23 protein-coding genes and 4 pseudogenes are annotated in these 25,249 nt (G+C 66.9%); 11 read left to right on the top strand and 16 right to left on the bottom strand.

Features of this window, described 5'->3' with window-relative positions:
- The first annotated feature begins 9 nt into the window (after positions 1 to 9).
- Positions 10 to 1,266 (top strand): hypothetical protein, encoded by a 1,257-nt coding sequence (locus tag OG734_RS26385; protein WP_330289963.1) that lies wholly within the window; start codon positions 10 to 12, stop codon positions 1,264 to 1,266.
- 70 nt (positions 1,267 to 1,336) lie between these two features.
- Here OG734_RS26385 and OG734_RS26380 read toward each other — a convergent pair.
- From OG734_RS26380 to OG734_RS26355, 6 genes and pseudogenes are all read right to left on the bottom strand, one after another.
- Positions 1,337 to 1,617 (bottom strand): annotated as a pseudogene (locus tag OG734_RS26380) (aminotransferase class I/II-fold pyridoxal phosphate-dependent enzyme); the annotation flags it as partial.
- A 115-nt stretch (positions 1,618 to 1,732) separates the two neighbouring features.
- Positions 1,733 to 2,980 (bottom strand): hypothetical protein, encoded by a 1,248-nt coding sequence (locus OG734_RS26375; protein WP_330289962.1) that lies wholly within the window; start codon positions 2,978 to 2,980, stop codon positions 1,733 to 1,735.
- Entirely contained in the window at positions 2,980 to 4,491 is a 1,512-nt protein-coding gene (locus OG734_RS26370; RefSeq protein WP_330289961.1) for an N-6 DNA methylase, read from the bottom strand. The genes OG734_RS26375 and OG734_RS26370 overlap by 1 nt, the downstream gene beginning before the upstream one ends.
- A complete protein-coding gene (locus OG734_RS26365) occupies positions 4,488 to 4,679 on the bottom strand; it encodes a hypothetical protein (protein ID WP_330289960.1) in 192 nt (63 codons plus the stop codon). The genes OG734_RS26370 and OG734_RS26365 overlap by 4 nt, the downstream gene beginning before the upstream one ends.
- A gap of 362 nt (positions 4,680 to 5,041) precedes the next feature.
- Positions 5,042 to 6,364, bottom strand: coding sequence for a 7-cyano-7-deazaguanine synthase (locus tag OG734_RS26360; protein ID WP_330289959.1), 1,323 nt, complete (start codon positions 6,362 to 6,364; stop codon positions 5,042 to 5,044).
- Positions 6,361 to 7,149, bottom strand: a complete 789-nt coding sequence (locus OG734_RS26355) for a hypothetical protein (protein WP_330289958.1) — start codon at positions 7,147 to 7,149, stop codon at positions 6,361 to 6,363. The genes OG734_RS26360 and OG734_RS26355 overlap by 4 nt, the downstream gene beginning before the upstream one ends.
- Before the next feature lie 470 nt (positions 7,150 to 7,619).
- On the opposite strand from OG734_RS26355, the gene OG734_RS26350 reads away from it, so the two are divergent.
- Together OG734_RS26350 and OG734_RS26345 are read left to right on the top strand one after the other, a co-directional pair.
- Positions 7,620 to 8,087, top strand: a complete 468-nt coding sequence (locus OG734_RS26350) for a hypothetical protein (RefSeq protein WP_330289957.1) — start codon at positions 7,620 to 7,622, stop codon at positions 8,085 to 8,087.
- 93 nt (positions 8,088 to 8,180) lie between these two features.
- Positions 8,181 to 8,372 carry a hypothetical protein gene (locus OG734_RS26345; RefSeq protein WP_330289956.1) on the top strand — a complete coding sequence of 64 codons (192 nt, stop codon included), beginning with the start codon at positions 8,181 to 8,183 and terminating at the stop codon, positions 8,370 to 8,372.
- Positions 8,373 to 8,460: 88 nt separating this feature from the next.
- Here OG734_RS26345 and OG734_RS26340 read toward each other — a convergent pair whose 3' ends face one another.
- From OG734_RS26340 to OG734_RS26300, 8 genes and pseudogenes are all read right to left on the bottom strand, one after another.
- Positions 8,461 to 8,931 (bottom strand): DUF5615 family PIN-like protein, encoded by a 471-nt coding sequence (locus OG734_RS26340; RefSeq protein WP_330289955.1) that lies wholly within the window; start codon positions 8,929 to 8,931, stop codon positions 8,461 to 8,463.
- Positions 8,928 to 9,572: a DUF433 domain-containing protein gene (locus OG734_RS26335; RefSeq protein ID WP_330289954.1), complete on the bottom strand. Its 645-nt coding sequence runs from the start codon at positions 9,570 to 9,572 to the stop codon at positions 8,928 to 8,930. Before OG734_RS26335 ends, OG734_RS26340 begins: the two co-directional genes overlap by 4 nt.
- A gap of 834 nt (positions 9,573 to 10,406) precedes the next feature.
- A pseudogene (locus tag OG734_RS26325) lies at positions 10,407 to 10,686 on the bottom strand (transposase); the annotation flags it as partial.
- A gap of 26 nt (positions 10,687 to 10,712) precedes the next feature.
- Entirely contained in the window at positions 10,713 to 11,123 is a 411-nt protein-coding gene (locus OG734_RS26320) for an Imm10 family immunity protein (protein ID WP_330289953.1), read from the bottom strand.
- A gap of 94 nt (positions 11,124 to 11,217) precedes the next feature.
- A complete protein-coding gene (locus OG734_RS26315) occupies positions 11,218 to 11,898 on the bottom strand; it encodes a hypothetical protein (RefSeq protein WP_330289952.1) in 681 nt (226 codons plus the stop codon).
- Positions 11,882 to 12,298 (bottom strand): hypothetical protein, encoded by a 417-nt coding sequence (locus OG734_RS26310; RefSeq protein WP_330289951.1) that lies wholly within the window; start codon positions 12,296 to 12,298, stop codon positions 11,882 to 11,884. Before OG734_RS26310 ends, OG734_RS26315 begins: the two co-directional genes overlap by 17 nt.
- 105 nt (positions 12,299 to 12,403) lie before the next feature.
- On the bottom strand, positions 12,404 to 12,802 hold the full coding sequence (locus OG734_RS26305) for a hypothetical protein (protein WP_330289950.1): 399 nt from the start codon (positions 12,800 to 12,802) through the stop codon (positions 12,404 to 12,406).
- Positions 12,802 to 13,965, bottom strand: coding sequence for a hypothetical protein (locus OG734_RS26300; RefSeq protein ID WP_330289949.1), 1,164 nt, complete (start codon positions 13,963 to 13,965; stop codon positions 12,802 to 12,804). The genes OG734_RS26305 and OG734_RS26300 overlap by 1 nt, the downstream gene beginning before the upstream one ends.
- Before the next feature lie 862 nt (positions 13,966 to 14,827).
- On the opposite strand from OG734_RS26300, the gene OG734_RS26295 reads away from it, so the two are divergent.
- Both OG734_RS26295 and OG734_RS26290 read left to right on the top strand, forming a co-directional pair.
- Positions 14,828 to 16,033: an AAA family ATPase gene (locus OG734_RS26295; RefSeq protein ID WP_330289948.1), complete on the top strand. Its 1,206-nt coding sequence runs from the start codon at positions 14,828 to 14,830 to the stop codon at positions 16,031 to 16,033.
- A 14-nt stretch (positions 16,034 to 16,047) separates the two neighbouring features.
- Complete coding sequence (locus OG734_RS26290; RefSeq protein WP_330289947.1) at positions 16,048 to 16,629, top strand: DUF4276 family protein; 582 nt, start codon at positions 16,048 to 16,050, stop codon at positions 16,627 to 16,629.
- A gap of 423 nt (positions 16,630 to 17,052) precedes the next feature.
- Here the strand turns inward: OG734_RS26290 and OG734_RS26285 are convergent.
- Positions 17,053 to 17,594, bottom strand: a pseudogene (locus OG734_RS26285) (IS701 family transposase); the annotation flags it as partial.
- A 214-nt stretch (positions 17,595 to 17,808) separates the two neighbouring features.
- On the opposite strand from OG734_RS26285, the gene OG734_RS26280 reads away from it, so the two are divergent.
- From OG734_RS26280 to OG734_RS26255, 6 genes and pseudogenes are all read left to right on the top strand, one after another.
- Complete coding sequence (locus OG734_RS26280; RefSeq protein ID WP_330289946.1) at positions 17,809 to 18,558, top strand: maleylpyruvate isomerase family mycothiol-dependent enzyme; 750 nt, start codon at positions 17,809 to 17,811, stop codon at positions 18,556 to 18,558.
- 226 nt (positions 18,559 to 18,784) lie between these two features.
- Positions 18,785 to 19,066, top strand: a pseudogene (locus OG734_RS26275) (phosphorothioated DNA-binding restriction endonuclease); the annotation flags it as partial.
- 284 nt (positions 19,067 to 19,350) lie between these two features.
- Positions 19,351 to 20,580 (top strand): PP2C family protein-serine/threonine phosphatase, encoded by a 1,230-nt coding sequence (locus tag OG734_RS26270; RefSeq protein ID WP_330289945.1) that lies wholly within the window; start codon positions 19,351 to 19,353, stop codon positions 20,578 to 20,580.
- A gap of 162 nt (positions 20,581 to 20,742) precedes the next feature.
- The gene (locus tag OG734_RS26265) at positions 20,743 to 21,855 is read left to right on the top strand and encodes a sugar ABC transporter substrate-binding protein (protein ID WP_330289944.1); all 1,113 of its coding nucleotides are present in this window, start codon (positions 20,743 to 20,745) and stop codon (positions 21,853 to 21,855) included.
- Positions 21,856 to 21,909: 54 nt separating this feature from the next.
- Positions 21,910 to 22,686 carry an ATP-binding cassette domain-containing protein gene (locus OG734_RS26260; RefSeq protein ID WP_330289943.1) on the top strand — a complete coding sequence of 259 codons (777 nt, stop codon included), beginning with the start codon at positions 21,910 to 21,912 and terminating at the stop codon, positions 22,684 to 22,686.
- Complete coding sequence (locus tag OG734_RS26255) at positions 22,683 to 23,879, top strand: sugar ABC transporter permease (RefSeq protein WP_330289942.1); 1,197 nt, start codon at positions 22,683 to 22,685, stop codon at positions 23,877 to 23,879. The genes OG734_RS26260 and OG734_RS26255 overlap by 4 nt, the downstream gene beginning before the upstream one ends.
- A 51-nt stretch (positions 23,880 to 23,930) precedes the next feature.
- On the opposite strand, the gene OG734_RS26250 is transcribed toward OG734_RS26255, so the two are convergent.
- Positions 23,931 to 25,100, bottom strand: coding sequence for an FAD-dependent monooxygenase (locus OG734_RS26250; RefSeq protein ID WP_330289941.1), 1,170 nt, complete (start codon positions 25,098 to 25,100; stop codon positions 23,931 to 23,933).
- Positions 25,101 to 25,249 lie beyond the last annotated feature (149 nt).

Raw genomic sequence — 25,249 nt, 5'->3', positions numbered from 1 at the left:
GAGCGGACCATGGACAACGAGATTCAGCTGATCAGCGACGGGGATGGGCTGACAGTCATCGGGAGCGCGAAGGATGTCGAAAACTTCCTCGCTTCGGAGGGACTGCCGTCCAAGAGCCTCGGACCGCGCTGGTACAAGTCCGTCTTCGCCACGGGTGCTGCAGTCACCGAGGCAGGATCGGAGATCGCCGCCAACTCCGCTCACTGGGTGAAGCTGACCCCGAAGTCGGCGCTGCTCCTCAAGAAGCATGGCCTGAGGGAGAGCGCGAAGACAGGGCTCAGCACGGGTGTGCTGAAGGGGCAGAAGGGCCAGATCAAGGGATTCCTCGAGTTCGCGCACGCGCCCCGATCGCTCCTGTCCAACCCGGCGACTCTTGCCAACGCCGGGAAGTTCATGGCGCAGGTTGCGATGCAACAGACCATGGACGAGATCACTGACTATCTCGCCGCGATCGACAAGAAGGTCGACGACGTACTGCGTGCCCAGAAGGACACTGTGTTGGCCCGCATGATCGGAGTGGGCTTCGTGATCGAGGAGGCCATGACCATCCGAGAGAAGCGGGGCAGGGTCGACGAGGTCACTTGGTCGAAGGTGCATTCCGCGCCGGCGACGATCGCGGAGACGCAGGCGTACGCGCTGCGTCAACTCGACGCGCTCGCGGAGAACATGGAGCGTCAGACCAAGATCGGCGATCTCGCCACGATGGTCAAGGAGGCTGAGGGCATCGTTCGAGAATGGCTCGCCGTTCTGGCTCGCTGTTTCCAGTTGCAGGACGCGATCGCCGTACTCGAACTCGACAGGGTGCTGGACGCGTCCCCCGATGAGCTCAACGGGCATCGCCTCGGCCTGAAGGCCGCCCGGCAAGGTCGGCTGGAGCACATCTCTCGGAGCACCGAAACTCTGCTGGCCAGGATGAACGCCGCTGCTGACTCGGCCAACGCGAAGGTGTTGCTCCACCCGACCACATCCCCGGCTGTGGTCCAGTCGAGCAACCAGGTCGCGACCGGCGTCCATGACTTTCACGTGCGGCTCGGAATCGAGTCCGGTGGCGACTCATCTGAGGCGAGGCGATGGACGGAAGCTGCCCTGGAGGTGAGGGACAGAGCGTTGGAAAAAGGAGTAAATGGTGTTGGTGCTGCCCGAAGCCTTGGCAACGAGACCCTCGACCGGGCCAACTCGGTGAAAAACAAGCTCTCCAGCGGTATCGCCGAGCGAGCGCGTCGTCTGCGCGGGAACGACGAGCAAGGCGACAAGAAGACTGAGTGAGCCCCGACCATCCCCGGTATGCCGGACGACTGACGCACCCTCCTGCCTGCCCTACACCAGAAGGACCACCGCCCGGCTCCAACAGCGCCAGCAGGGTGGCAGCGATGGCCTCGGTCGCGACGGCGGTGACCAGGATCTCGGTGTCGGGGTCGATGGAGAGGTCGTAGAAGTGCCGTTGGTAGTCGGAGATCGCGGCGCGCAGTTCCGGGATGACCGGGCCGGGCGGGGACTGGTTGCCCTTCCCCTCCTGCAGGGCGCGGACGGCGGCCTATCGGATCTCTTCAGGGCCGTCCGTGTCCGGGAAGCCCTAGCCCAGGTGATCGCGCCCGTCACTGTCGCCGGTGCCGACATCTCCGCGAAGATCGTCGTCCCAAGTCAGCCCAGCCATCGGTTCAGCAGCGGCCTGGCGTTCATATCTCCACAGTTCTCACGCGGGTGCCTGTCCGCCTCCGGGGACCATCCTGGCTCATTGCCGGTCAGCAGGAGTGCCCTGCTCTTCCGGCTCGGCTGTCGGTTCCCGAAGGACGCCGGCCTTCGCTGAGATGTCACGCAGGAGCGCGTCCCGCATGGTGTGCAGCGTCGCGATCTTGGCGACCAGGAGTCGCGCCATGGCGTGCAGGGGGTCGGCCATCGTGTGGAAGTCGGTGCGCGTGAACTGGTCCGGCCAGGTGACCTCCAGGCGCTTGAGGGCGCCGGCGGAAATTTCCCGGCCGTTCTGGCCCTGTGCCAGCCGTGCGATGTCGCTGCTCCTACTCCTGAGTTCGTGGAGCAGCCACCAACTGTCCTCGTCCTCAATAGGTCGTACGGCCACGACGCCTCTGAGAGGTGTTGCTGGTCGGCTCGGCACAGCGATGTGTGCGCCGTCGGAACGGGTGCTCAGCATCAAGGTGCCCGGAGGATGTACCTCGCCGTCGCCCACTGGGCTGTTCAGACGAAACCTCTGGACGTGGGGCACTGGGAGGTCGTAGAGATCTTTAGGGGCGATTACATCGGTTACGTCGGTGGTGGGTTCTGTGGGCAACGGGGGTAGCGAGCGTTCGGATCCTTTGCCTGTCTTCGGTTTGGCGACCTTCGCAAGCGGTCGGGTCTCCCACGACGGAATCGTCGACGCCCAGTCGTCATGGAGTGCGTCGGCCAGTTCCACGGCCTTGCGCGCGGTCTCTTGGTAGAGGGCGGTCATCTCCTCGATGAGGCCGAAGGCTCGGTGGTATGCGGTGATGACGTCTGGCGGGGGCAGCGGAAACAGCATGCGGTGGAGGGTGTCGAGACTGATGGTGGGCTCGACATGTGCCGTCACGTCCTCGTCGATGTGGGCCTTCGCCGTGGGTGTCTGTAGCCAGATACGCAGCCACCGCACTATGTGCGGTTCAGCGCGGACGATGCCGATCGACCTGGTCGCTGTACATCCCGCATGCTCGGCGGTGACCAGTGCGGAATCGCCCACCCGTCGGACGAGTACGACAGCCAGGTCGCCCTCCCTGAGGGTTGCCCGGTTGGGCGGGGACGCGCCCGGCCGACACTCGTTGGCCCTGGGCGAGAGGATCCTGCCGTCCTGGACGAACGTCGAGCTGACGACTCCTGCAGCCTGATCAGCAGCCGCGTCGTCGAGGAAACCGGAAGTGGTGTAGATGCGCCTGCGGATCCGCTCGATTTTGATGGAGGTCGTCTGCCAAGCCGCTCTACCCGAGGCGACCTGGTCGGCATTGGCTTCCATCAGATCTCCTCCAAGACGTCCAGCAGTCGGAGTTCCAGGTCGCGCATCTGATCGAACTGATCGGCCAGTTCGAGCTTGAGCTGCTCGACCCGGCTCCGTGTGTCCCGCTCGGGGCTGGGAGGCTCCACGGCGTACGAAGTCGGCATCAGGCTGGACTCGCGGTCGGCGATCTCCTTGGTGGAGCAGCTTCGGGACCAGCCAGCTGCGTCGTTGTACGGCGCGGCCGTGACACCGTTCTCGAAGATGCCACGCCAGGCCGCCAGGGTGGCCAGGATCAATGCCGTGTTCTTGTCGCCCAGCCTCCGTGCTCTCGAATCCGGGACCGGTTCGAAGGCTCGCCGCGCGTTGACGAACAGCACCTGCTCGCGACGGTCCCGGACACCCCAGCCGGGGCGCGCGCTCTTGTCCTTGTTGAGCACCCACAGACAGGCGGGGGCCTTGGTGTGACCGAACACGCGAGGCGGCAGAGCGATCACGCACTCGACCAGATCGTCACGCAAGAGGCGTTCGCGGAGCCTTCGGGGGACGGGCTGTCTGCTGTTGGCCACGCTGTCGGCCATCAGGAAGACGGCACGTCCGGCCGGAGCCAGCGCGTGCGCGATGTGCTGGATCCAGGCGGAGTTGGCGGACCCTCGGGACGGCGGTTCCTCCGTCCACCGGGGATCGACAGGCAGCGTGGGAGCCGACCGGCGGGTACTCTGCTCCGTCTTGTCGTCCGGTGCCCAGTCGCGCTGGTTGAAGGGAAGGTTAGCCAGAACGATGTCGTGGGGCTCGGGTTCGGGCTCCGCGAGGCTGTCCCCGGGCGGGAAGACGTGAGCCGTGATCCCCCGCACCGCGAAGTTCATGCGGGCCACCTGTGAGGTGTGGGCGTGCTGTTCCTTCCCTTGCAGGGACATAGTCGGGTGCAGCTCGACGCGTTCGCGGACATAGCAGTAACTCTCGACGAGCAGTCCCCCTGAACCGCAGACCGGGTCCAGCACTCTGTGCCCGTCGCGGGGGACAGCCGCACCGACCATGAGACGCGCCATGTCACCCGGCGTGAAGTAGTGACTGCCGTCAGCCTGGGTCTGGTTCGCCGAGAGGTCACGGAGGCACTGGTCGAGCAGGGGCCCGACCCGCTGGGTGGAGCCGATGGCCTGGATGAGAGCGTGCAGTGATCCTTCGGAACCGGAGGGCGGAACGGGCATCAGGCTCCCCGTGCCCGCGTCGGCGCCCTGTTCATCGGCTGCGGGAAACCAGTGGCTCAGACACTTGCTCACGGCAGCGCGGATTCCCGAATCGCGCCCTGCCGGCTGACCCAGCAACCACGACCACGTCGGTACGCCGGCGCCGGGAGCGGCGTGAGCGGTCCGGCTCAGGTACAGCAGCCCGAGGACGAGGCGAGTCGCGTCGTGGGCGTTCATCAGCCGCGAGAGGTGCGTGCGGTGTCGGCGCACCTTCGCGAGCACCTCGTCGAGCGAGGAGGCCCCCTCGGCCTGCACGTGCCCTCCAAGGGCACTCACGTCACTCACGAGCCCACCACACCCAGGGCGCCCATGACCACGATGAGGAGCGTCAGGGAGCCGGCGAAGGTCAATGCTCCGGTCTTGAAGGCCGCCGCCGGACGCACTCCCTCGAAGATAGTCATGACACTGCCGGCCAGAGCGGCGACAAGCGCCGTGAGGACCGCGATGATCACGTACATCAGCCTCAGTTGCACGTGGTTCCTTCCTGAGGTCGGGGGATCTCCCAGTGGACGAGTGAGCCGGTGATCCCTGGCTTCAGGAAGGACAGTAGAAGACACAGGCCGCGCGCTGCTGGGTGCACGCCATTTGGGATTTCCCATGGCCCAGGCCCAGGATACAAGCACTTCAGGCAAGTGCACGTCGTTTGGGAGTCAAGACAGCGAGTCGGCGAGGAGGCATGTCCGGGCCTTCGACTCACGATCCGAATGGGTAGGCGAAAAAGCCTTGACCCAGATCAGTGGACGCTCTGCGCAGGTACTGCGTCCAGGACACCTCGACGATGCCGTCCCATGACCACCAAAGCGGCCTGGTGCGAGCCGGATCTCGCCTGCGCCGCCTACGCCGCGTCAGCTGCCTCCGTCGCATCCGCAATCTGAAGCAGCCGGGCCAACTCTTCCCGCCCGCGCCTGATCAATTCGAAGGCCACCACCGGATCCGTATCCGGCGGCAGCGGAGTATCGGTGAGGAGATCCGTAAAGGTGTATCTGCCGAGCAGCCACCGTTGCAGTGCGCGCCAGTCGGCACCCCGGTCAAGCGGTAAGCCGTCCGCCCACGGCAATGCCTCGTACCGGGTGCCGTCGATGCCGTTGGCGTGGAGTAGCCCGGAGCGGCGCACGAGGCACGGGAAGCAGATGCCGCAGTTGGCGATTGGAGGGCCGCCGCTTCGGCGGGTTGGCGGCTTGCCGCAGCTCAGGGTGGACTCCAGGGCGGACGGCGTGAGCCCCGCATCACGTCCGGCCTTGCACACCTCGCCTTTCGTGAGCTGCGCCAAGGGGTTGACCACCTGTACCGCGCTCTCCGTGTCACTCACGGCAGTCACCAAGGCGTTGAGACTGGCCAGCGTCCGCGGGTGCACGGAGCGCGTGGAGCAAGCGGCCGAACGTGCTGGTGTCAGCGGCGGATTGAGGGCGAGTTGGCCGTTCTCGGGAATGTGGACGGTACCCACCCCGTGCGCGGTGGCCGCGCGGATCGCGCCCGCCGCATACAGCAGACCACGAGTGCGGGAGGAGGTCTCCAGCCGCGACCCGGAGCCGTCGCCCGCCGGTGTCTGGCTCATCGGTAACAGCAACACCGGCCGTGCTCCGTCCAGTTGCTCGACAGCCTTGTACACGCGCTGCTGGAGACGCAGCAGGCCGATCTCACGGAACATCACGAGCAGCAGCGGTCGGGAGTCATCGGCGCGCGAACGGGTAGCGGCCCAGCTGAGGGAATCCAGTCCGCCGGAGAACAACGCGACTTCCGAGGCACGCGAGTCGTCGGGAGAGACCATCGCCTCTTCGACGTAGTGACCGGTGAGGGGACGGAAGTCCACGTTCCAAAGGTCCCCGGTGAGGACTTGGAGAAGCGCGGTGAGGTGGGTACGGACCGCTGCGCTTGCCCACCGCTCGTGTTCCGTGACGGGCACGGCGAGGCTGATGCGGCGGGTCCACCTGTCCCGTACTCCGGTCCGGCGTACGTACTTGTCGGCGATGAAGGCAGCCCTGGCGACGCGGAACAGATCCTCGGCCCAGTCGGGGACAGAACCGGGCAGATGGTGCCGACCGGTGATGCGGCGCTCCTTTTCCTGGAAGACTTCCTCACCGATCTCCGTCCAACGGTCGCCACGAGGTCGGTCGCCCCGGGTGCCGCGCCACCACAGGAAGTCGTCGGAATCGGTCACGCTGCAGCTCCCTCTTCTCCGATGATCTCCTCAGTGATCAGGCCAAGCACCTTTCCGACCGCCCGCGGTACCAGCAGCTCGGCAATCTTGGGCAGTGCGGCCGAAGGATCCTGCACAGCTCCCACCACTGGCTGCGCGGTATCCACAGCCTGTGCAAGGTCCGTCGCTTCGGCGGACTCCTCACAGGGACTCGGCACCAGGTCCACCACCTTCTCCGCGACCCAGTCGGCGATCCTGCCTTCCGGATCGGTCGCGATGAGCACCGGGACCGCCAGCTTGACGTGCTCGGCGACAACGGACCTGAGGAACTCCCCCACCATGTCGGCGAAGAACACCTGGTAGAGGTCACACAGGATGTCCCAGGTGAAGCCGCCGCCGACGGCACCTCCGCCCATGGCGTCGTCCAGCTCGGGATGTCTGCTCCGGACATCGCGGACGGCCGCGGCCATCCCCCTGCGCACCGCGGCGTCGGCGAGTGTGCCACCGTCCCCACCGACCTCCGAGACGAGACGCGCGACAAGCGCGTCCTCCGACTCCGCGCCCTCTACGGCCAGCGACCCCAGGGCTCCGGCGAGTCGTTCACCGGCCGCGCAAGCCGTGTCGTACAACCCGAAAGCCGATCGATCGGCACGGAGCGTCTCGTGCAGGGCGCTCAGATGGTCCGCCGCGATCTCCTCCAGCCGCTGATCCGCGTTCCGCGAGTCATCCCGCCAGCGCGCCAGCCGCCTCCCTGCGGAGCCCCACTGATCGCCGTTCGGTCCCTTCCATCGCGTGGATGTCCCCACATCGCCCCCAACGATGGTGTCCGAACCAGCACTTCGTCCATGGCATCAGACCGGACGATCCCCAGGTAGGGCGGGACTCGGCCAGGGCCCCGCAGGCCAGACAGGTGCTGAAACAGCCAGGGGTATCACTTGCCGTGACGCCTACACCTAGAAGTGCGACCAGTCGTAGCGCTGAGTCACATACGCCACGCAAGTCCCCATTCAGGGCAGGTAACGGGCTGGCAGGATTGGCCCTTGCGTCGCATGTCCTGTTGTTCATCCCCTCTACAGAGGGGCTCACTGACGGCGTATCAAATCAACAATCGCCGACTGCCCGCACCAGACGACATCAGTCGCTTGAGGGCCGCTTGCGGTCCAGGTCCGGTCACAAGTCTTCATCCGGCACACGGGCAGCCGGCACACAGGGCGGCCACGCCAGCATGGATTCCTCGGTCGTGCACGAGAACACGGTGCAGCGAAGGGTGGAGCCCATGGCCAAGCTCACGGAGGAGCAGAAGCGCCAAAGAGCCGCCAAGCGTGCTCTGCGCTCGGCCCTCGAAGCCGAAACGGATGACCGTCGTCGCCGCGAGCGGGATGAGCGGTGGAAGCGAGAAGGTAAGCACCTCAGCTGGGCGGACTATATGGCCGGTGAGCCCTGTCGGGGCTGCGGAGAGCCTATGCACGACGGCCTGGGGGATTGGTATCCCCTCATGAAGTTGTCCGAGTCGGAGAAGCGCGAGTACGAGGAAGCCAACCAGAGGTACCGCGAGCGGCACGCCGACTGCCGGGATGCTCGGTGGTCCGTCAGCGGTTCTCGGGTGACGCGCTGCTGTTTTTGTTGCCCGCCACCGCCGATGGGGCCGAAGCAGATGGAGAAGCTCGCCAGACTGTTCTCCTCCTGGCCCTCACGGGAGGAGAGCAAGAAGGACCTCGATACTTGGGACCTCACTCTCCGTTGAGACCATATGGTGCCCCACATTCAGCATCGCGAGCACAGCCACGTTTCCACCCACGTCGTCGACTGCCCGGAACGCGGAGAGCGTCGCGGAGTAGTGAGCAGTGAGCGGGTGGGGCCCGCGTACCGCGACGACGGGACCATCCGTGAACGCTCGGCAGCTGATCGAGAGCGGCTCGCTCGGGAACTGGCAGCCGCCGAGGCGAAGCTGACCCGTCAGCAGAAGAGCGCGGCGGCAACTCAACGGCGCATCGCCGAGCTCCAGGGTGAGCTCGGCAGCGAGTCTTGATGAGACGAAGCACAGTCGGCGACGCCGCGTCATTTCTCGGCATCGCTTTCCATGGGCTGCCGGCCGGGAGCCCTCGTGTATCGCGGTGTCAGGACTCAGCGGCCGAATCACGCCTCGGCCAGTGCTTCGGCGGGGCGACGGCCGGGTCCGTGATCCGGAGCCGGTTCTGCCGGGTCGGGTCGATCGATGTCAGGGCGACGAGACGCTGGCCGTCGGCTGTTTCGAGTTCGGACAGGGCGTGGGGAAGAGCAGCGCAGACGGTGGCGATCGCCGTGCCCAGACCGACCAGGCCACCGTGCTTGTTGTTCTGGCGGTACTCGATGCGATGCAGGCCCGACTGTGCGATGGCCACCACTTCGAGTGGCCGGCTGAGTTGCTTGGTGTCATTGGTGATGACGACGTCGAAGTCCTCGGCCTGGGCCCTGGCGTACAGCTCGATGTCCTTCGTGCCCGTCCAGCCCTTGAGGTCATGGACGTGGACGACGTCGTGTGCCTTCAGCAGGATCCGGACGATCTCGGCCATGGGGCGGGGCACGTTCTCGTCGAGCAGCAGTTTCAAGCGACGACCTGCCGGGGCTCGCTGCTGCCGTAGCTGTCGACGTACTCGCTGAAGTCCGCTGCGTCACGGGCGGCCTCAGCCGTCACTCCTGGGTAGAACTCACCGATCTGGTCCGGTGCGACGCCGTCCCTCACGAGGGCTGCGACATCTGACGCGGGGATCCTGGTGCCCTGGATGACCGGTTCGCCGCCTCGGACCGACTCGTCGACTGCGACGTGCTCACGGGGGGTGAGCAGAGCGGGAATGCTGCGGCCGTCCTTGTAGAAGGGAGCGAGAACATCCACCATCTGGTGGATGACCACGTTGCCCCCCTTGATCAGGTCTACGGCGTGGTCGGGCTCGGCCAGATAGATGGTGTCCGGGCCCGCGACGAGTTTGTACGAGGAGAGGTGCTCCCACTCGCCGAGGTCTTCCCGGAGCGTGTTCAACGCACGGCGGATCTTCTGCAGCGAAGCCTCTTCGCGCAGCTGCACACAGATGCGGAGTGCGACAACGTCGCGGAACGAGTAGAGGATCGGCCTCTCGCTGGAGATCTCGGGCACGAGCACGGCGCCCTTGGGCCCGGAGGCCCGGCGCCAGTGGGACAGCTGGCGCAGCGTGGCGCCGGAAAGAGCCGCGGCGAGTTTGGGCTCGTACGACACCGCGTGCCTCCCTCCGCCCCCATAGATACGCGCCTGAACGTACCCCATTCTCCTAGAAGCCACTCGGAACGGAAGTCGATGGACCCGTTCAGGGGGAGCCTGGCACGCTCCGTTGCCACCCAAGCCGCTGTCGCCGGAACCGATACAAGCCCGGTCTCCTGCAACTGAGGAACTGAATTGCCCGAATCCTGACCTGCGGCGCATCAAGGAGAATCTGACAGACCTCGGCCTGGCCGTTGGAACGGTGGTATCCGTCATCACCATCTTGCAGTGCTCGCGGCCTCGGTGGCCGCACTACACGGGTGAGGGCCGACCAGCGGGTGGCAGTACTGGGAGCCGTCTGGGAGCCAACCCGCTCCCCAAGTCCCCTCCGGACCACCCGAGACCACTCCACCCCAACGCTCTGACCAGGCAAAACAGCAAACCACCCGGTGTCGATCTTGACCGAACCTCATTCGGGACGAAGAGGTCGTGGGTTCAAATCCCGCCACCCCGACACAGGTCAGAGGCCCATTCGCTTGATCGCGAATGGGCCTCTGTCGTGCTTGGGGGGCCAAACGGGGGGCCAAACGGATTACGTCAGACCGCCCGCGTCGCCCCCGGCCTGGTCCTCCCGGCTCTCCTCTTCCTGATCTTCAGCGAAGATCTCATCCATGGCTTCAGCCCCCTGCGTGATCACCGGACGGAGCTGTTTGCGGTACACCGCTTCCGTGGTCGCCTGACTGCTGTGACCGACCAACAGCGCGATGCGCTCCGACGGGATGCCATGGTCCGAGAGCAGCGACCAAGCCGGAGATCATGCCATTCCGTGTGTGGGTCAGCAGTGTCGGAACCTCATGCTGACTGGTCGTGCCCGTCCACACGGACGAGCCAACGGTGGCAGATGAGGGCTGCGGCCATGCCCACGAAGGACAGGAAGGGTTCGGCCTTGCGTTCGTAGCGGCGGTGCAGGCGGCGGCATCCAGCGAGCCAGGACACTTGTTCTCTCAACGACCCAGCGGTGTCTGCCAGCCGCCGTTGTGAGGACTCGATGCCTTTGCGGGCGATGCGGTGGCGTATGCCGCCGCCTGCGCAGCCAGCGGCGTAGGCGGTCGTAGTCGTAGCCCTTGTCGGCTACCGGCGGCTATGACACGGAACGCCCTATAGTTCGACGCGTCGGGGGTGAGCGTCTACCCGCCCGAACGCCAGCACTTGGGCCAGTACCTCCCGCATTCGCTCGATGTCCTCGTCCGGTACGTCGAGTTCTGCCTCGATCTCGGCGTCTTCCAGTCCCAGATCGTCCAATGAAGCGGGGTCTAGCGACACGGTGAGCAGCTGGTTGGACAGAGTGATCTCCCGGACGCAGCCGTAGGCCGTTCCCTGGTCCTGCGTCACAAGGCAATGAGTGTCCAGCCCAAGCGACACGTTCTGACGGGACGGTTCGCCGATGTTGCTCATGAACAACAGGATGAAGCCCCCACCGTCCCCGTCCTCGGCGACACCGGCCGTCATCACGTCGTTGTCGGGGTCGATCTCTGCCGCTACTGCACGAGCGGTGAACCTGTACGTCATAGCTGGGTCCTACCAGGAGATCCATGCTTGCCCGGAAGCAGGTCGAGCACCATCAGCAACGCCGTCGTAGAAACCCGCTCCCACGAAAGCGAGATCATCCCCCGTCGAGGTTCTCCCCCAGCGCGGAGCGTGTCTTGACGATCTCGGACTCGGCGAGTTCGCGAGCGTCGTGGGCCCGGTCTGCAGCCTTTTTCCCGATGGCCAGGAATCCGAACAACCCTGTGATGAACCCAACCAGAACTGCGCTGACGCTCGCGACACGGGCGGCTGAGACCGCGTAACGGAGATTCAAACGGGCTGCGACTTGCTGCCCCTGCGCCCATCGTTTCCTCGCGGAGTCGGCAGAATTGGCCGTGCCTACGGCGCAGACCTCCGCGAGAGCCGTGAACACGAAGGCCAACGGGACCAACCCACCAAGGGCGAACAGCACGGCGCCAAGGACGGCTCCGACGCCACCCCCAGCCGCTTGTGGGGCCGTGAAAGCTGCAACGACGCAGTAGGCGGACGACGCGATTAGCCAGACAGTGAGCGCGGTCCAGCCGAGCAACGCCCCGCCGGGCCTCGCCTCGTTCGCTTCTTCCGGTTGATGCCCGGCCAGAGATTCCTTCTCGTTGTGCTGGTGCTCCTGGGACGCCTGGGGCTCGTCATCTCGCCCGTGGTTCGGACGTGACGTCTGGTGGTTGTTGACGTCTCCGTACACGTTGCCCGCGATGAACACGCCGGGCCCGCGGTTGTGCTGCCCGCTCTGGCTCTGAGAGTCAGTTGTGTCTGCCATGCCCCGTGCCGTGGTTGATGGTGAGGCCGCCTTCAACATTCCCGTTGATGAAGGTGCCTGTTCCGTGGTTGTGCTGGTTGACCACGTAAGTCGGGCGGTCCTGCCGGGCCAGAGCCAACAGCTCGGCATACGCGACCGGTTCCGACTCCGCGAGTCGTACGAGCAAGGGAGCCCACGCGACTGCAGCAGCCCGTACGACAGCCTCACGATCACCCGCCGGGGCCTGTACAACAGCAGTCCGATCGCGGTCCAGACGCTCAAGCTGAGCCGCTGCCTCGTCCTCACCGCTGCGTCGGATCAGACGGCCAATGGCCTCACGGGCCCTCTGGTACCCCTCCTGGGTCGCCTGGGTGAGGAAGGCTGCGGCCATGGTGGTCGCCGCAAACGTCACTTCGTCCACTTCGTATTCCCCCCAATTGCTCGCAGCACTGTATCCACGCACACCGCGGGCGGCAGCCGGAACGGTTCATCCCGCATCCCAGGCCGACTCAAGGGGCAAGCGGACTCAACTCAGCAGTCCGCCAATGGCGTTGGCGAGTGCTTCGCCTCCCTGCTGGACTGCGGTGCCCGCAATCAGCGCGGGCAACGCCTGCGCGATCCCGCGCAGTGTGCCGACCTGCAGCTCATCGGGGCTAGCGAGCGAGGTGTCGACGGTGTCCGCCATCGCTCGCAGGACCGTGGCCTGCTGCAAGTCCGCCGCGTTGCGGTCGACGTCCGCGCGGAAGGCAGCGAGGAGGCCGCGAACAGCGTCGATGTCGACAGTGCCCTGCACCGAGGCGGACTGATGAATGTTGGAGATGTTCTGTCCCACCACGTTCTGCAACGGCGCGTTGTTGCTACCGCCGATGCTGATGCCCGAGCCATGGCCCGGGTCCGGTTCGGGACGACGTCGGCCCACAACCATTACTTGCCTCCCTGATTCTTGTTGTCCTGGCCGACGCCACTGATACCGCTGCCGGCGACGTTCTGGATGGGGGCGTTGTTGTCCCCGTAAACGAGGATGTTGTTGGTCACGGTGGCGACCTGCCGTTCGTACGCGGCCAGGTCGATCCCCTGCTCGTCGAGATACTCGGCGACGGTCCGGAAGACGCAGGACTGAATCAGAACGACGTGCCTCTTGGCATCGTCGCCCTGGTGCATGTCCGTGACCTCCTGGGTGGAGTACCGGTCGCGCAGGCTCACCGGGTCTTCTTCCTCCGCACGGCCCTCGGCCTTCTCACCGAGACGGGCGACCAGTCGCCACACGGCCAGGGGGCCCATGGCAGTGTCCAGGAGCGACTGCGCGGCAAGCCACCTGAGTAGACGCACTCCACGTGTCCTGGCCGGCGTGGCGGTCACCCGCAGCTCGTTGTAGAGCGGTGTCATCACGTGTGGACGGATCGTCAGCCGCAGCTCGCCAGCCTCCAGGGCGGCATGCACGAACACGCTCACCACAATCTGTCCGTCCCAGCTGATGCACTGGGCCCGCAGATACAGCCGGTCCGGCACACCGGAAGGGGACCTGCGTCCCAGACCGCTCAGGTCGGACAGCTCCACCTTCGTCTCACGGGTGCGCAGCAGCCATCGGGCCGCCGGAAGGCCGAGTATGCGCTCCATCGAGAACCCGGGAAGCGGATCGGTGATCTCCCTGGCACCGCGGCCCAGTTCGTTGAGGGCGGTGCCCACGCGTCGAAGAAGTTCGGCCTCCCCGAACGGTCTGACCGACTCCTCGGCGTCCTTGGGTTTCAGGGGGATGCTGATGCGAGCGGGCCCCCAGACATCACGTCCGGCACCGACGAACTGCTCCGAGGCGTCGTAGGGCAGCGCCAACTGTGACTGGTCCTTGCTGATGTCCGACATTCGGCGTCCGGCCTTTGCAGCGACCCACGGCAGGTCATCGGACGACACGCCGTCTCGCGCGAGGGCACCCAGCGCAGCCCTTGCCACAAGCCGGTCGGCCGCATACGCCAGTGCGACGACAGCCGCCAGCCCGAAGGGGAGTAAGGCCAGTTCGAGTCGCAGCTCGAACACGTCGCCGTCAACGGGACCGTACGGCAGGAGTGCGAGCAGCCACGGTGTGAGCAGCACGACATACGCCAGGCGCCGCGAAGGCGCCCACCGCGTCAGGCCGACCCTGCGGATCGCGCGGAAGGCAGCCCACCTTAGGAACAAAGCGACGATGACGGCCGCAGCCCAGATCGCGAAAGCCCATGGCACCGCATAGGCGACCAGCCCACACAGGACCAGGATGCATGCGCGCCGTGCCCACCGGCGGCGCCGCGCACGAAGGCTGTGCGCCGTCACCGGAACGAGGTCGAAGCCGTACGACGGCACAGGCAACGGCGGACCGTGCAACACATGGTCGACAACCCACTGCGCAGTCGGTTCCCCCAGGGGCGGACAGTCGTCGCTGCCCTCCAGAAAGATCGGCCGCCTGGTACTGCGCCGAGGCTTCTTGGCCTTCCCCGCTTTGCCCCGGACCCTGCGCCACCACGCCTTCCCGGCCTTCACCCGATCAGGACGCGCATAAACCGCCTGACACAGCAACCGCGTCACTTCGGACGATGTGGGGTCCACCTCCGCGGGGCGGTTGGCCCCAGAGGAAAAATTCGTCTGAACCGGGACAGCAGGCCACCCCGCCTCCTCCGCCCGCGCCCTCCCCCGAGCACGCACGCCCCACCCAACCGCCATCCCGCTCCCCCGTTCATCGACAGGCGGGCATCCTCACGGTGGACAGCAAGAACCGCCAGACCGCAAATGCGACAATGCGCGCAACCTCGCTGGATAGCAAAGGATTGGCCGAAACTGCCTCCGGTTTGCCTGACATGGAGGCCGAGCCCCTGGTGCCGCAGGAGCCTTCAGGACTGAACTTCTCGCCGCAGCTCGAGGGAACCGCAGTTCCTGCCAGCACTCATGGAGGACCTGGCTGCATTGCTGCCAGACTGATCGCATGCAGGACAACTATTTCTCGCTCACCCGCGTCCGGCTGAAGCACTATCGGAGCATCGCGGCAGCCAACGTCGAGCTGGGCAGACTGCTGCTGCTCGTCGGACCGAACGGGTCCGGGAAGAGCAACTTCCTCGACGCTTTGCGGCTGCTCTCGGAGTCTTTGCAGACGTCTCTCGACCAGGCGCTGCGGAGCCGTGGGGGCGTGGCTGAAGTTCGCAGAAGGTCTACCGGCCATCCGACCCACTTCTCGATCGACCTAGAGTTCCGAGGGCCGGAGTACCAAGGCGAGTACGGCTTCGAGGTTGCCGCAGTGAAGGGTGGCGGCTTCCGGATCTCCCGCGAGCACTGCGGCGTCTGGTACGACGCGCGACGAGACGAAGGCACCAGGTACGCCGATGCCAGGTTCCGTATTGAGAACGGCGAACTGACAGACAAGACCGAACCTGTGATGCCTCCAGTGAGCGAGCAGCGGCTGTATCTGGTGGCCGCCGCCGGCCTTGACGCATTCCGGCCCGTCTACGACGGTCTCGCTGGCATCAGCGTCTTCAGTCTCAACCCGGACGTGATACGCCAGCCTCAGACGCCCGACTCGGGAGAGTTCCTGCATCGCGATGGCTCCAATATCGCCAGCGTCCTGCATCGTCTGCAACGCAGCGCCCGCGGCCGGGACGACAAGGGCCGTATTGAGAGCTACCTGCAGCTGATCGTCCCTGGCATGCACGGTGTAGCCCGCTCCGACCTGGGCAACTGGGAAACCCTGGAGTTCGCCCAAGACGTGCCAGGCGCCAAGAACCCTTGGCGTTTTCAAGCACAGTCCGTCTCTGACGGCACCCTGCGTGCGCTCGGCGTACTCGTCTCACTCTTCGCAGGTACAGGCAGCACTCTCAGCACGGTCGGTATCGAGGAACCAGAGAGCGCCCTGCATCCAGCGGCAGCAGGCGTGCTCCTCGACGCGTTGCGCGATGCCAGCGAACGCCGTCAGGTCATCGTCACCAGTCATAGTCCTGACCTTCTCGACCGCCACGACTTCGATCTCTCCGAGTTGCGTGCCGTGCGATCCATCGCCGGCGAGACCAAGATCGGTCAGCTGGATGAGGCAGGGGTCCTCGCTCTCCGCGAGCAGCTCTACACTCCCGGCGAACTCCTCCGAAACGACCAGCTCCTTCCCGCTATCACCGAGGAATCGCAGTCGGGGTTGCGCCGATGACACTCACCCCTGTCGTGGCCCCGATCGTGGAAGGTCACGGTGAGGTCCTAGCCGTACGTGAACTCATCACCCGCATCGCCGCCGAGTTCTGCGGAGCTTGGACAGAGGTCGCACCGCCGTTCCGCCTCGATTCCGGCAAGATGCGCAAACCCGACGAGCTGGCCAAGGCCGTACGTGTCCAGGCTGCCCGTGTCAGAGGGCCCGGTGGTGTGCTCGTACTACGGGATGGTGATGACAGCGACGTCCAGTGCCCGGTCGAGCTTGCCCGTCAACTGGCCCCAGAGCCCAACCTGGTACCTGTCCCTGTTGAGATCGTGATCGCCCGTCGTGAATACGAAGCCTGGTTCCTCGCCGCAGCGGACTCGCTCCGCAGCCACCCAGCAGTTCGCGACGACGCGTCCGCACCAGCGGATCCAGAAGCCAGGCGGGGCGCCAAAAGCCAGCTGGAATCCATGATGTGCGAGTCCTACAAGGAGACCCTCCATCAGGCCAAGTTCTCCGCGTTGATCGACTTGAGCGCAGCGAGGGAGAGGAGCAGATCCTTCCGGAGAATGGTCCACGCCGTTGAGAGTCTGCTGGGGCATGCCCCCCGGTGACGATACTGGGAGCCATCTGGGAGCCGACCTGCTCCCCAAGCCCCTTCGACAGCAACCGGGACCACTCCATCCCAACGCCCTGACCAGGCAAAACAGCAAACCACCCGGTGCCGATCCCGCCCGAACCTAATTCGGGACGAAGAGGTCGTGGGTTCAAATCCCGCCACCCCGACAGTAAAACGCCAGGTCAGGCCCGGTGCTGAGAAATCAGCACCGGGCCTGACCTGTTTCTCGGGGCTTCTCTGGAGAAATCCTGGAGAAGATCTTGGGATTGTCTCCAGCCCTACGCCCTACCGACGAGCCTTCAGCAACGCATCCAGAGCAGCCACGGGCGAGCCGGGACTCATCTCCCGACGCGCGTTCAACGCTTCCTCACACATCCCGGTGAGTGCGGTCATCAGCCTCTGCCGCATGCCAGGCCACCCAGGATGCGGGGACGCCGACGTCCAGTGCGCGGCCGATCATGCGGGCGGCGAGGGCGGGTTTCGTGGCGAAGCCGACGGCGTCGGGGATCCCGGCCGCACGGCAGCGGGCTGTGTCCGCGGTCCAGGAACGCGGCAGATACAGCTCCCGGTCGATCGCCGCGTGTCCGAGCGGGGTGGAGTAGGCGAGGTAGACGGCGACCTGGCTGTTCTCAATGCGTCCCGGCGGTACCGGTGTACTGGCGCTGCACGCCCACCGTGTGCGTGCCCTTCTTCAGGTCGCCGGTCTCGTCCACGACCAGCACCGCGTCCTCGTGGTGCAGTTGCTCGACGACGAAGCCGCGGATGTCGTCGCGTACTGCGTCGGCATCCCACTTGGCTCTCGACAGCCAGGTGCTGCAGACCGTACGGGGTCGCGTCCCCGGCGTGCTCCGCAAGCTTCCAGCAGTTCTTGCGCGGCGGGTCCGACAGCAGCCCGAGCACGAACGCCCGTGCCCGGCGCCGTGGTTCCACGCGCACGAACCGCCCCGCGATACGGCCCATCAGGGCCTCAAAAACTTCCTGCCATCGAGCAGGATCTATGCGTGACCTGCGGCCACCGACTGATCTTCTGTCTTCACACACCGATGATCACCGGGTGGCCGCACCCATTCCCGGACCGCCCCCAACAGCACGGCCACGAACCGCTGTTGGAGCACTCGCGGGTCGGTGGAAAGGGCGAAGGGCCACTGTCAGCGCCGGGTGATAAGAAGCTGGGATGACCCAGACACCTGCCTTCGAAGACCTGCTGGCCCTGATCCAGAACCGCTCCGCCGCCCTGCGCAGCAGCGTCGCAGGTTCCCCCGATCTGGATGTCCGCGTCCCCAGCTGCCCCGACTGGTCGCTCCGCGACCTCGTTGAGCACCTCATTGAGGTGCACCGGTTCTGGGCGGCGGCGGTCGTGGCCGGTCCCAGTGAGAAGCCCCCGACCGTGGCACCGGCCGATGACACGCTGCCGGCCGACCTGCTGGCCCGTTCGACCGCAGCCACCCAGGAACTGACCGCAGCCCTGCGAGCCGCAGGTCCCGCGGTGGACTGCTGGACATGGTGGGGCGACTCCGATGTCCCGACGACGAGTGGTGCCGTGGCGCGCCATCAGGTCCAGGAGGCCGCTGTCCACGCCTTCGACGCCCAGTTGGCCACCGCAACTACCCAGCCCGTCCCGGCGGTTGTCGCACTCGACGGCATCACCGAGTTCATCGGCATCAGCCACGGCACCGCCGGACCCTGGCCGCACGAGCCGGCCCGGATCGGCCTGCACGCCGCCGAGGGCGAGTCCTGGCTGCTCGACCTGACGACATCGGGATCACACCTCATCGACGGCCAGCATGAAACGGACGCCGACCTCCACGGATCGGCGAGCAACCTGTTGCTCGCCCTGCACGGCCGTCTCCCCTTGGACAGCCTGCGAAGCGAGGGTAACCGCGCCACCCTGGAGAACCTCCTGAACTGGCCAGACCTGGGTTGACCTTCCAGCCCGAGAGACCCCCTGCAGGGCGGGGCGCCTACGCTCTGGCCTGCGGCCCCCGCCGGCAAGATCGCGAACTGCCGTCACACAGCCAGTTTCCGCGCCTGTCGCTCTTAACAGAGTGACCGGGCCAAATAGATGCAGGTAGGGCGCCATTCGAGCCATGCGGCTCATTGGAGCGCAGACGAGAGGGCGTGCCGGGCTCTGGAAGGCATCAGTGCTCAGCGGCACTACGGTGTTCGGCAGCGGGGTGCGGGAGTTGCGGGCCGCGGGGGCCGCTGGGCGGCTGGCGCCGGAACTGCGGGCGGCGCTGCGGCATGAGCCGGCGCTGCTCGGCCGGATGGCACGGGTCCTGCTCGACCTGCACTTCCCGCCTTCGCTCCACGGCGACCTGTGCGAATCCGTCGGTCTGGCGCTGGAGCTGGAGCCGGCGGAAGCCAGAGAGCTCTCGGGGCTCACCGGGCCCTTGTCCGCGAGGGTCCGGCGGGCCACTGACCGAAGGGGTCGGTCCCGCTCGCCGAGGCCGACCCGGTTCAGTTCCCGTCCGTCGAGTACTGCTGGAGTCTCGCGAGCGCCTCGTCCTTGGTCGTCCCCGCCACGGAAGCACCCAGACCGTCCTCGAAGGCCACCTCGGCCCCGTGGCGTAGTCAGCGACAGTGGCAGTAGCGGCGGTAGTGGCAGTAGCGGCCGACTGATTCGTAATCGCAAGAAACAAACCCTGCTGACCACCAGTTGCCTATCGTGGAACAGCGCAGCACAGCAACGCTCGGCACCGAGGCAGGCAGGCAGGACATGAGGAAACCGCAGATCGACTACGCGGCGGTCTTCCGGGCCCTGCCCGGCATGGTGGCCCTGCTCACCCCTGAGCTGGTGTACGCCGACGCCAACGACGACTTCGTGCGGCTGTCCGGGCGGACCCGCGAGCAACTGGTGGGCCGTTACATCTTCGACGTCTTCCCCGAGAACCCCAATGATCCGGCCGCGGCCGGCATGCGGGAGACAGAGACGTCGATGCTCCGGACGGTGGACACCGGTGAGCGCGACACGATGGCGCTGCTCCGCTACGACATCGAGGACCCCGCACGGCCCGGCCACTGGCAGGAGCACTACTGGAGTCCGGTCAACGCGCCGATCCTCGGCTCCGACGGGAAGGTCGCACTGATCGCGCACCGGGTGGAGGAGGTCACCGACCTCATCCGCGCCTTCGGCGGTCCGGGCGGTGACAACAGGGCCCGTGCGCTGGAGGCCGAGCTGTACAACCGTGCCCGCGAACTGCAGGAGGTCAATGAGCGGCTGCGCGCGGCGCATGCCCGTGAACGCGAAGTCGCGCTGGCCCTGCAGGCCGCGATGCTGCCTCCGCCGGGTCCCACCGGGACGCATCGTGCGGCCGTGCGTTACCAGCCCGCCGTCGGCGCGCTGAACGTGTGCGGCGACTGGTACGACCTGGTCGACATGCCCGGCGGGAGCCTCGCGGTCGCCGTCGGCGACGTCGTCGGCAACGGCCTGGCGGCCGCCTGCGTCATGGGGCAGTTGCGCAGCGCCCTGAGCGGGGCCACCCGCCTCGCGGGCAGCCCCGCCCAGGCCCTGGACGCCCTCGACCTGTACGCCCGTTCCGTCGAGGGCGCCGAGTCGACCACTGTCGTGACGACCTTCATCGACTGGGACAGCCACACCATCACCTACAGCTGCGCCGGCCACCCTCCGCCGGCCCTCATGCACCCCGACGGCACGGTCATTTTTCTCGACCAGGCCACAGATCCGCCGCTCGGCGCCCGGCCCGAGCGCGCCCCCCGCCCTCAGGCCCGTATGTCCTTCACCGAAGGCTCCATCCTGGTCCTTTACACCGACGGCCTGATCGAACGCCGCGACGAGGACATCGACACCGGCCTGGCCCGCCTCGCCGACTCTCTCGCCCACCACCGGCACACGGCTCCCGAGGCCCTGGCCGACGCACTCCTGACCGACCTCCTGCCGCCCGCCGGCAACACCGACGACACCGCCCTGATCGTCCTGCGCCTGTGAACGTCATCCTTCGTCTGTGAAAACAGGGCCCGAGCGCGACCCCCGCAGCTTGGCTACGCTTGGCCTTGAGTTCGCATAAGGCTCCAATAGGATCAAGTTCCCGATCAAGTTCCCATTGGACGATAATTGGCAATATCGTCCAAAAGTTCTAAGGAACCGAACATGGGTCTCGGTGCCGGTCTCCCAGCCATGAAACGCAGGTTCCTCGCGGTCGCGGTTGCCGCCGGTCTGATTCTGGTCGGGGCCTGCGGCGGCGGGGACGGTGGTGGCAGTGGAGGTGGCGGCGGAGGCGACAGTCTCACCGTCGGGGTCCTGCTGCCCGGAGGGGGCGCCTCTCGGTTCGGGCAGTTCGACAAGCCCCTCATCGAGAAGAAGCTCAAGGAGTTGTGCGCGGACTGCCCTGCCGCGAACGTCGCCGCCACGCCCGATCCGGCGGTTCAGCAGCAGCAGTTCGAGGCGATGATCACCCGGGGTGTGGATGTGATCATCCTCGCCGCCGTTGATCCTCAGCTGATGCGTCCGTCCGTCGAGGCCGCTCACCGGGCCGGAATTCCCGTCGTCGCCTATGACCGGCTCGCGCAGGGGCCGATCTCCGGATACGTCACCTTCGACGGGGCGGAGGTCGGGCGGCTTCAGGGTGAAGGTCTGCTCACAGCCATGGGCAGCAAGGCCGACGGTGGGCAGATCGTCATGATGAACGGGGCCACCACCGATCCCAACGCCGGTTGGTTCAAGGAGGGCGCGCTCGCCGTGCTCAAGGGCAAGGTGACGATCGGCAAGTCGTACGACACCGTCAACTGGCGGCCCGAGAACGCCTACACCAACATGACCGGTGCCATCGCCGCCCTCGGCGCGGAGAACATCGACGGCGTTCTTTCCGCCAACGACGCCATGGCCGGTGCCGTCGCCTCCGCCCTCCACGCTGCCAAGGTCAGGCCGCTGCCCCCGATCACCGGGCAGGACGCCGACCTGACGGCCGTACGGCGCATCGTCAAGGGCGACCAGTACATGACCGTCTACAAGCCCTTCAAGCGCGCGACCGACGCCACCGTCGAGATGGCCGTCGCTCTCGGTCGCGGCGAGGAGGTCGGGGCCATCGCCACCGGCAACGTCGACAGTCCCACCACCAAGGACATACCGGCGGTTTTGCTGCCGTCCGTCTCGGTGACTGTCGGCAATATCGGGGACACGCTGGTGAAGGACGGTATGTACACCGTCGAGCAGATCTGTACGCCTGCTCTCCGGTCCGCCTGCGACCGGGCCGGCCTCACCTGATCGTTCTGATTCGTTCTGATCGTTCTGGTTCTCACCCGGGGAAGGAGGTTGCCCGTGCCCGGTCAGCCCCTGCTGGCGTTGCGTGGTGTCTCCAAGCGGTTCGCCGCCGTACAGGCGCTGGTGGACATCGAGCTGGAGGTGCGGGCCGGGGAGGTGGTCGCCCTGGTCGGTGACAACGCCGCCGGCAAGTCCACCCTGGTCAAGGTGATCTCGGGGGTCGGGCCCCCCGACAAGGGAGTCATCGAGTGGGAGGGCAACGCCGTCCAGATCCGGCGTCCCCAGGACGCCGGCCTCCTGGGGATCGCGACCGTCTACCAGGACCTCGCGATGTGCGAGAACCTCGATGTCGTCGCCAACCTCTTCCTCGGCCGGGAGATCCACCGCTTCGGCGTTCTCGACGAAGTGGAGATGGAACGTCGTACCCGCGAGCTGCTGCACACGCTCTCCATCCGGATCCCCGATGTGCGGATGCCGCTCGCCGCCCTCTCCGGTGGTCAGCGGCAGGTCGTCGCGATCACCCGTTCCTTTCTCGGCTCGCCCCGGTTGCTCCTGCTCGACGAGCCCACCGCCTCCCTGGGCATCCAGCAGACCAACCAGCTCCTCGATCTGATCGAGGAGCTGCGCGACAAAGGGCTCGGGGTGCTCCTCATCAGCCACAACATGAGTGACATCAAGGCCGTGGCCGACCGGGTCGCCGTGCTGCGCCTGGGCCGCAACAACGGCCTCTTCGACGTGAACACCACCTCGCAGGAGCAGATCATCTCCTCCATCACCGGCGCGGCGGACCATGCCGTCGCCCACCGCCCGCCCCCGGACGAGGTGTGGCCGTGAACGTGAAGCCGCGTCTCGTGGCGGGCGCCGGTGCCGTGCGTCGCAGGGTGCGCGAGGGCGGGCTCGGGCCTGCCCCGGTGCTCCTCGCTCTCGCCGTGACCTGGGTGGTCTTCCAGAGCCTCAACGATCATTTCCTCTCGCCGCGCAACCTGTCCGTCCTCAGCGTGGACATCGTCGGGACGGGCATGGTCGCCGTCGGCATCGTCTTTGTTCTGCTGATCGGTGAGATCGATCTTTCCGTGGGTTCGCTCGCCGGTCTGGCGGGCGCGTTGTTCGCGTCGCTGAACGTGAACCTCGGGATGACGGAATGGCTCGCCGTGGTCATGGCGGTGATCTGCGGTACGGCCATCGGGGCCCTCCACGGGTTCCTGTTCGCCCGGTTCCGCGTACCCGCGTTCGTCGTCACCCTCGCCGGGCTGCTGGCCTGGAGCGGTCTGATGCTCTACCTCCTCGGCCCTGACAGCTCCATCCACTTCAGCGAGGACGGGCTGGTCGCCAAGCTGACCAGCCGCTACTTCAGCGCCCCCGTCCTCACCTACGGCCTGGCGACCCTCTGTACGGCCACCTACGTGCTCGTCTCCCTCCACGACCGCGGCCGCCGCGCCGCCGCCGGGATGCCGTGCCGGGCGGTGGGCGAGATCTGGACGCGTACGGTGCTTCTCGCCATCGTCGCGTTCGCCACAGTCTCTGTTCTCGGTCGCTTCGAGGGGCTGCCGCTGGCGCTCCTGATCTTTCTCGGGGTCATCGTCGCCTCCGACCTCCTGCTGCGCCGCACCCCCTACGGGCGGCAGGTCCTCGCACTGGGCGGCGGTGTGGAGGCGGCCCGGCGGGCCGGCCTCGACGTGACGCGCGTACGGATCTCGGTGTTCATGGTGTCGGGAACGCTGGCGGCGATCGGCGGGCTGTTCGTCGCCTCGCGCTTCACCTCGGCGAGCCCGGTCTCGGGCTCCGGCAGCCTCCTGATCAACGCCGTCGCCGCCGCCGTCATCGGCGGCACCAGTCTGTTCGGCGGACGCGGCTCGACCTGGTCCGCGCTGCTGGGGGTGCTCATCATCCAGTCGATCGCCTCGGGCATGGCGCTGCTGGGCGTCGAGACGGCGGTCCAGTTCATGATCACGGGCGGGGTGCTGATCACCGCCGTGATCTTCGATTCGCTGGCCCGTCGCACCCCTGCGTCGCGCGAACGGGCCTGAGAGACGGCGACTGCTACCAGCCAGGACCACTACGACCGCTACGACCACTACTCACTCTTCCGGTACGCCGTCGTCCCTCCACGCCGTCGCGTGCGGACCGAACCTGTTCTCCCTCCCGTACGCCGCCATCCGGGCGTTCCGGGCCTCGGCCTCCGGCCCGTCCGGCAGGTGGTAGACCTCGCCCGCGCTCGCCGAACCGGCCTGCACCCTCGTCGCGGTGGCGAGCCGTCGGCGTACGTACCGGGTGAGCGCGTCCGGGATCTCGGCCGGCGTCGTGTCCGAGAGGCAGTCGCCCAGGACCGCCGCGTCCATGATCGCCTGGGCGGCGCCCTGGGCCTGGAACGGCACCATCGCGTGGGCGCTGTCGCCCAGCAGGGTCACCCTGCCGATGTTCCAGCGGGCGAGCGGGGTACGGGTGTGGATGCCGTACCTGAAGACCCGCCCCGCGCGTTCGAGGGCGGTGAGCACCCGGCGGTCCCAGCCGGCGAACTCGCGGAGTTGTTCTCCGGGCTCTGCCCGGGCGGTCCATGACTCGCGCGCCGCCTCCGCCGTGAACACGGCGACCAGGTTGAGGAGCTGACCGCCGCGCACCCAGTAGTGGACGACGTGCCGGCCCGGTCCGAGCCAGCCCGCGTACTCCGGCAGGTCCAGGTCGGCCACCTCGGCGGCCGGGAGCAGCGCCCGGTAGGCGGCGGTGCCGGAGAAGACCGGCCTGTCGGCGCCGAAGAGCCACTGGCGGGCCGCGGACCGCACCCCGTCGGCGGCCACGACCAGGTCCGCGCCCAGGCGCTCACCGCCGGCCGTCGTCACATAGGCCGCCCGGTCGTCCTGGTCGATGCGGACGACCTCGGTGCCGAGCCGCAACGACCGGAGCGGCACCCCGGCGGCCAGTGCCTGGTGCAGGTCGGCCCGGTGGACCTGCAGGTAGGGCGCCCCGAACTCGTCCTCGGCCTCGGGTCCCAGCACGTAACGGACGATCTCGGCGCCGTCCGACCAGGTGCAGAAGCTCAGTCGGCAGGGGCGGGCGGCCCGGGCGGCGACCGTGTCGAGCAGGCCCAGCCGGCGCAGTACGCGGGTGGCGTTGGGCGCGAGCTGGATGCCGGCGCCGATCTCGGTGAAGCGCTGCGTCTGCTCGACGAGGGTGACCTCGTAACCTGCCGCGCGCAGGCTCAGAGTCGCGGCCAGTCCGCCGATTCCCGCACCCACGACGATCGCCTTCATATCCCGGTCGCCCCCGCCCGGCCCGATGGATTCACAGCGTTGTACTGACCGATCCTCGCCCCACGAAAGCGTGCCGTCGAGAGGGTTCGACACCGGTCGCATGGTCGGATGACAGGTTCTTCAAGAGTTCTTCATCATGTCGGTTCTAC

The sequence above is a fragment of the Streptomyces sp. NBC_00576 genome (genome assembly GCF_036345175.1).
In the GTDB taxonomy this organism is placed as follows: domain Bacteria; phylum Actinomycetota; class Actinomycetes; order Streptomycetales; family Streptomycetaceae; genus Streptomyces.
Note: the sequence above shows the minus strand (reverse complement) of the source record. Positions and strands in the feature narration are given on the sequence as shown.

Excerpts from the sequence above, each read along its gene's own strand:
- OG734_RS26385 (WP_330289963.1), top strand. The coding sequence starts at position 10 with ATGGACAACGAGATTCAGCTGATCAGCGACGGGGATGGGCTGACAGTC.
- OG734_RS26375 (WP_330289962.1), bottom strand. The coding sequence starts at position 2,980 with ATGGAAGCCAATGCCGACCAGGTCGCCTCGGGTAGAGCGGCTTGGCAG.
- OG734_RS26350 (WP_330289957.1), top strand. The coding sequence starts at position 7,620 with ATGGCCAAGCTCACGGAGGAGCAGAAGCGCCAAAGAGCCGCCAAGCGT.
- OG734_RS26320 (WP_330289953.1), bottom strand. The coding sequence starts at position 11,123 with ATGACGTACAGGTTCACCGCTCGTGCAGTAGCGGCAGAGATCGACCCC.
- OG734_RS26315 (WP_330289952.1), bottom strand. The coding sequence starts at position 11,898 with ATGGCAGACACAACTGACTCTCAGAGCCAGAGCGGGCAGCACAACCGC.
- OG734_RS26305 (WP_330289950.1), bottom strand. The coding sequence starts at position 12,802 with ATGGTTGTGGGCCGACGTCGTCCCGAACCGGACCCGGGCCATGGCTCG.
- OG734_RS26295 (WP_330289948.1), top strand. The coding sequence starts at position 14,828 with ATGCAGGACAACTATTTCTCGCTCACCCGCGTCCGGCTGAAGCACTAT.
- OG734_RS26280 (WP_330289946.1), top strand. The coding sequence starts at position 17,809 with ATGACCCAGACACCTGCCTTCGAAGACCTGCTGGCCCTGATCCAGAAC.
- OG734_RS26270 (WP_330289945.1), top strand. The coding sequence starts at position 19,351 with ATGAGGAAACCGCAGATCGACTACGCGGCGGTCTTCCGGGCCCTGCCC.
- OG734_RS26265 (WP_330289944.1), top strand. The coding sequence starts at position 20,743 with ATGGGTCTCGGTGCCGGTCTCCCAGCCATGAAACGCAGGTTCCTCGCG.
- OG734_RS26250 (WP_330289941.1), bottom strand. The coding sequence starts at position 25,100 with ATGAAGGCGATCGTCGTGGGTGCGGGAATCGGCGGACTGGCCGCGACT.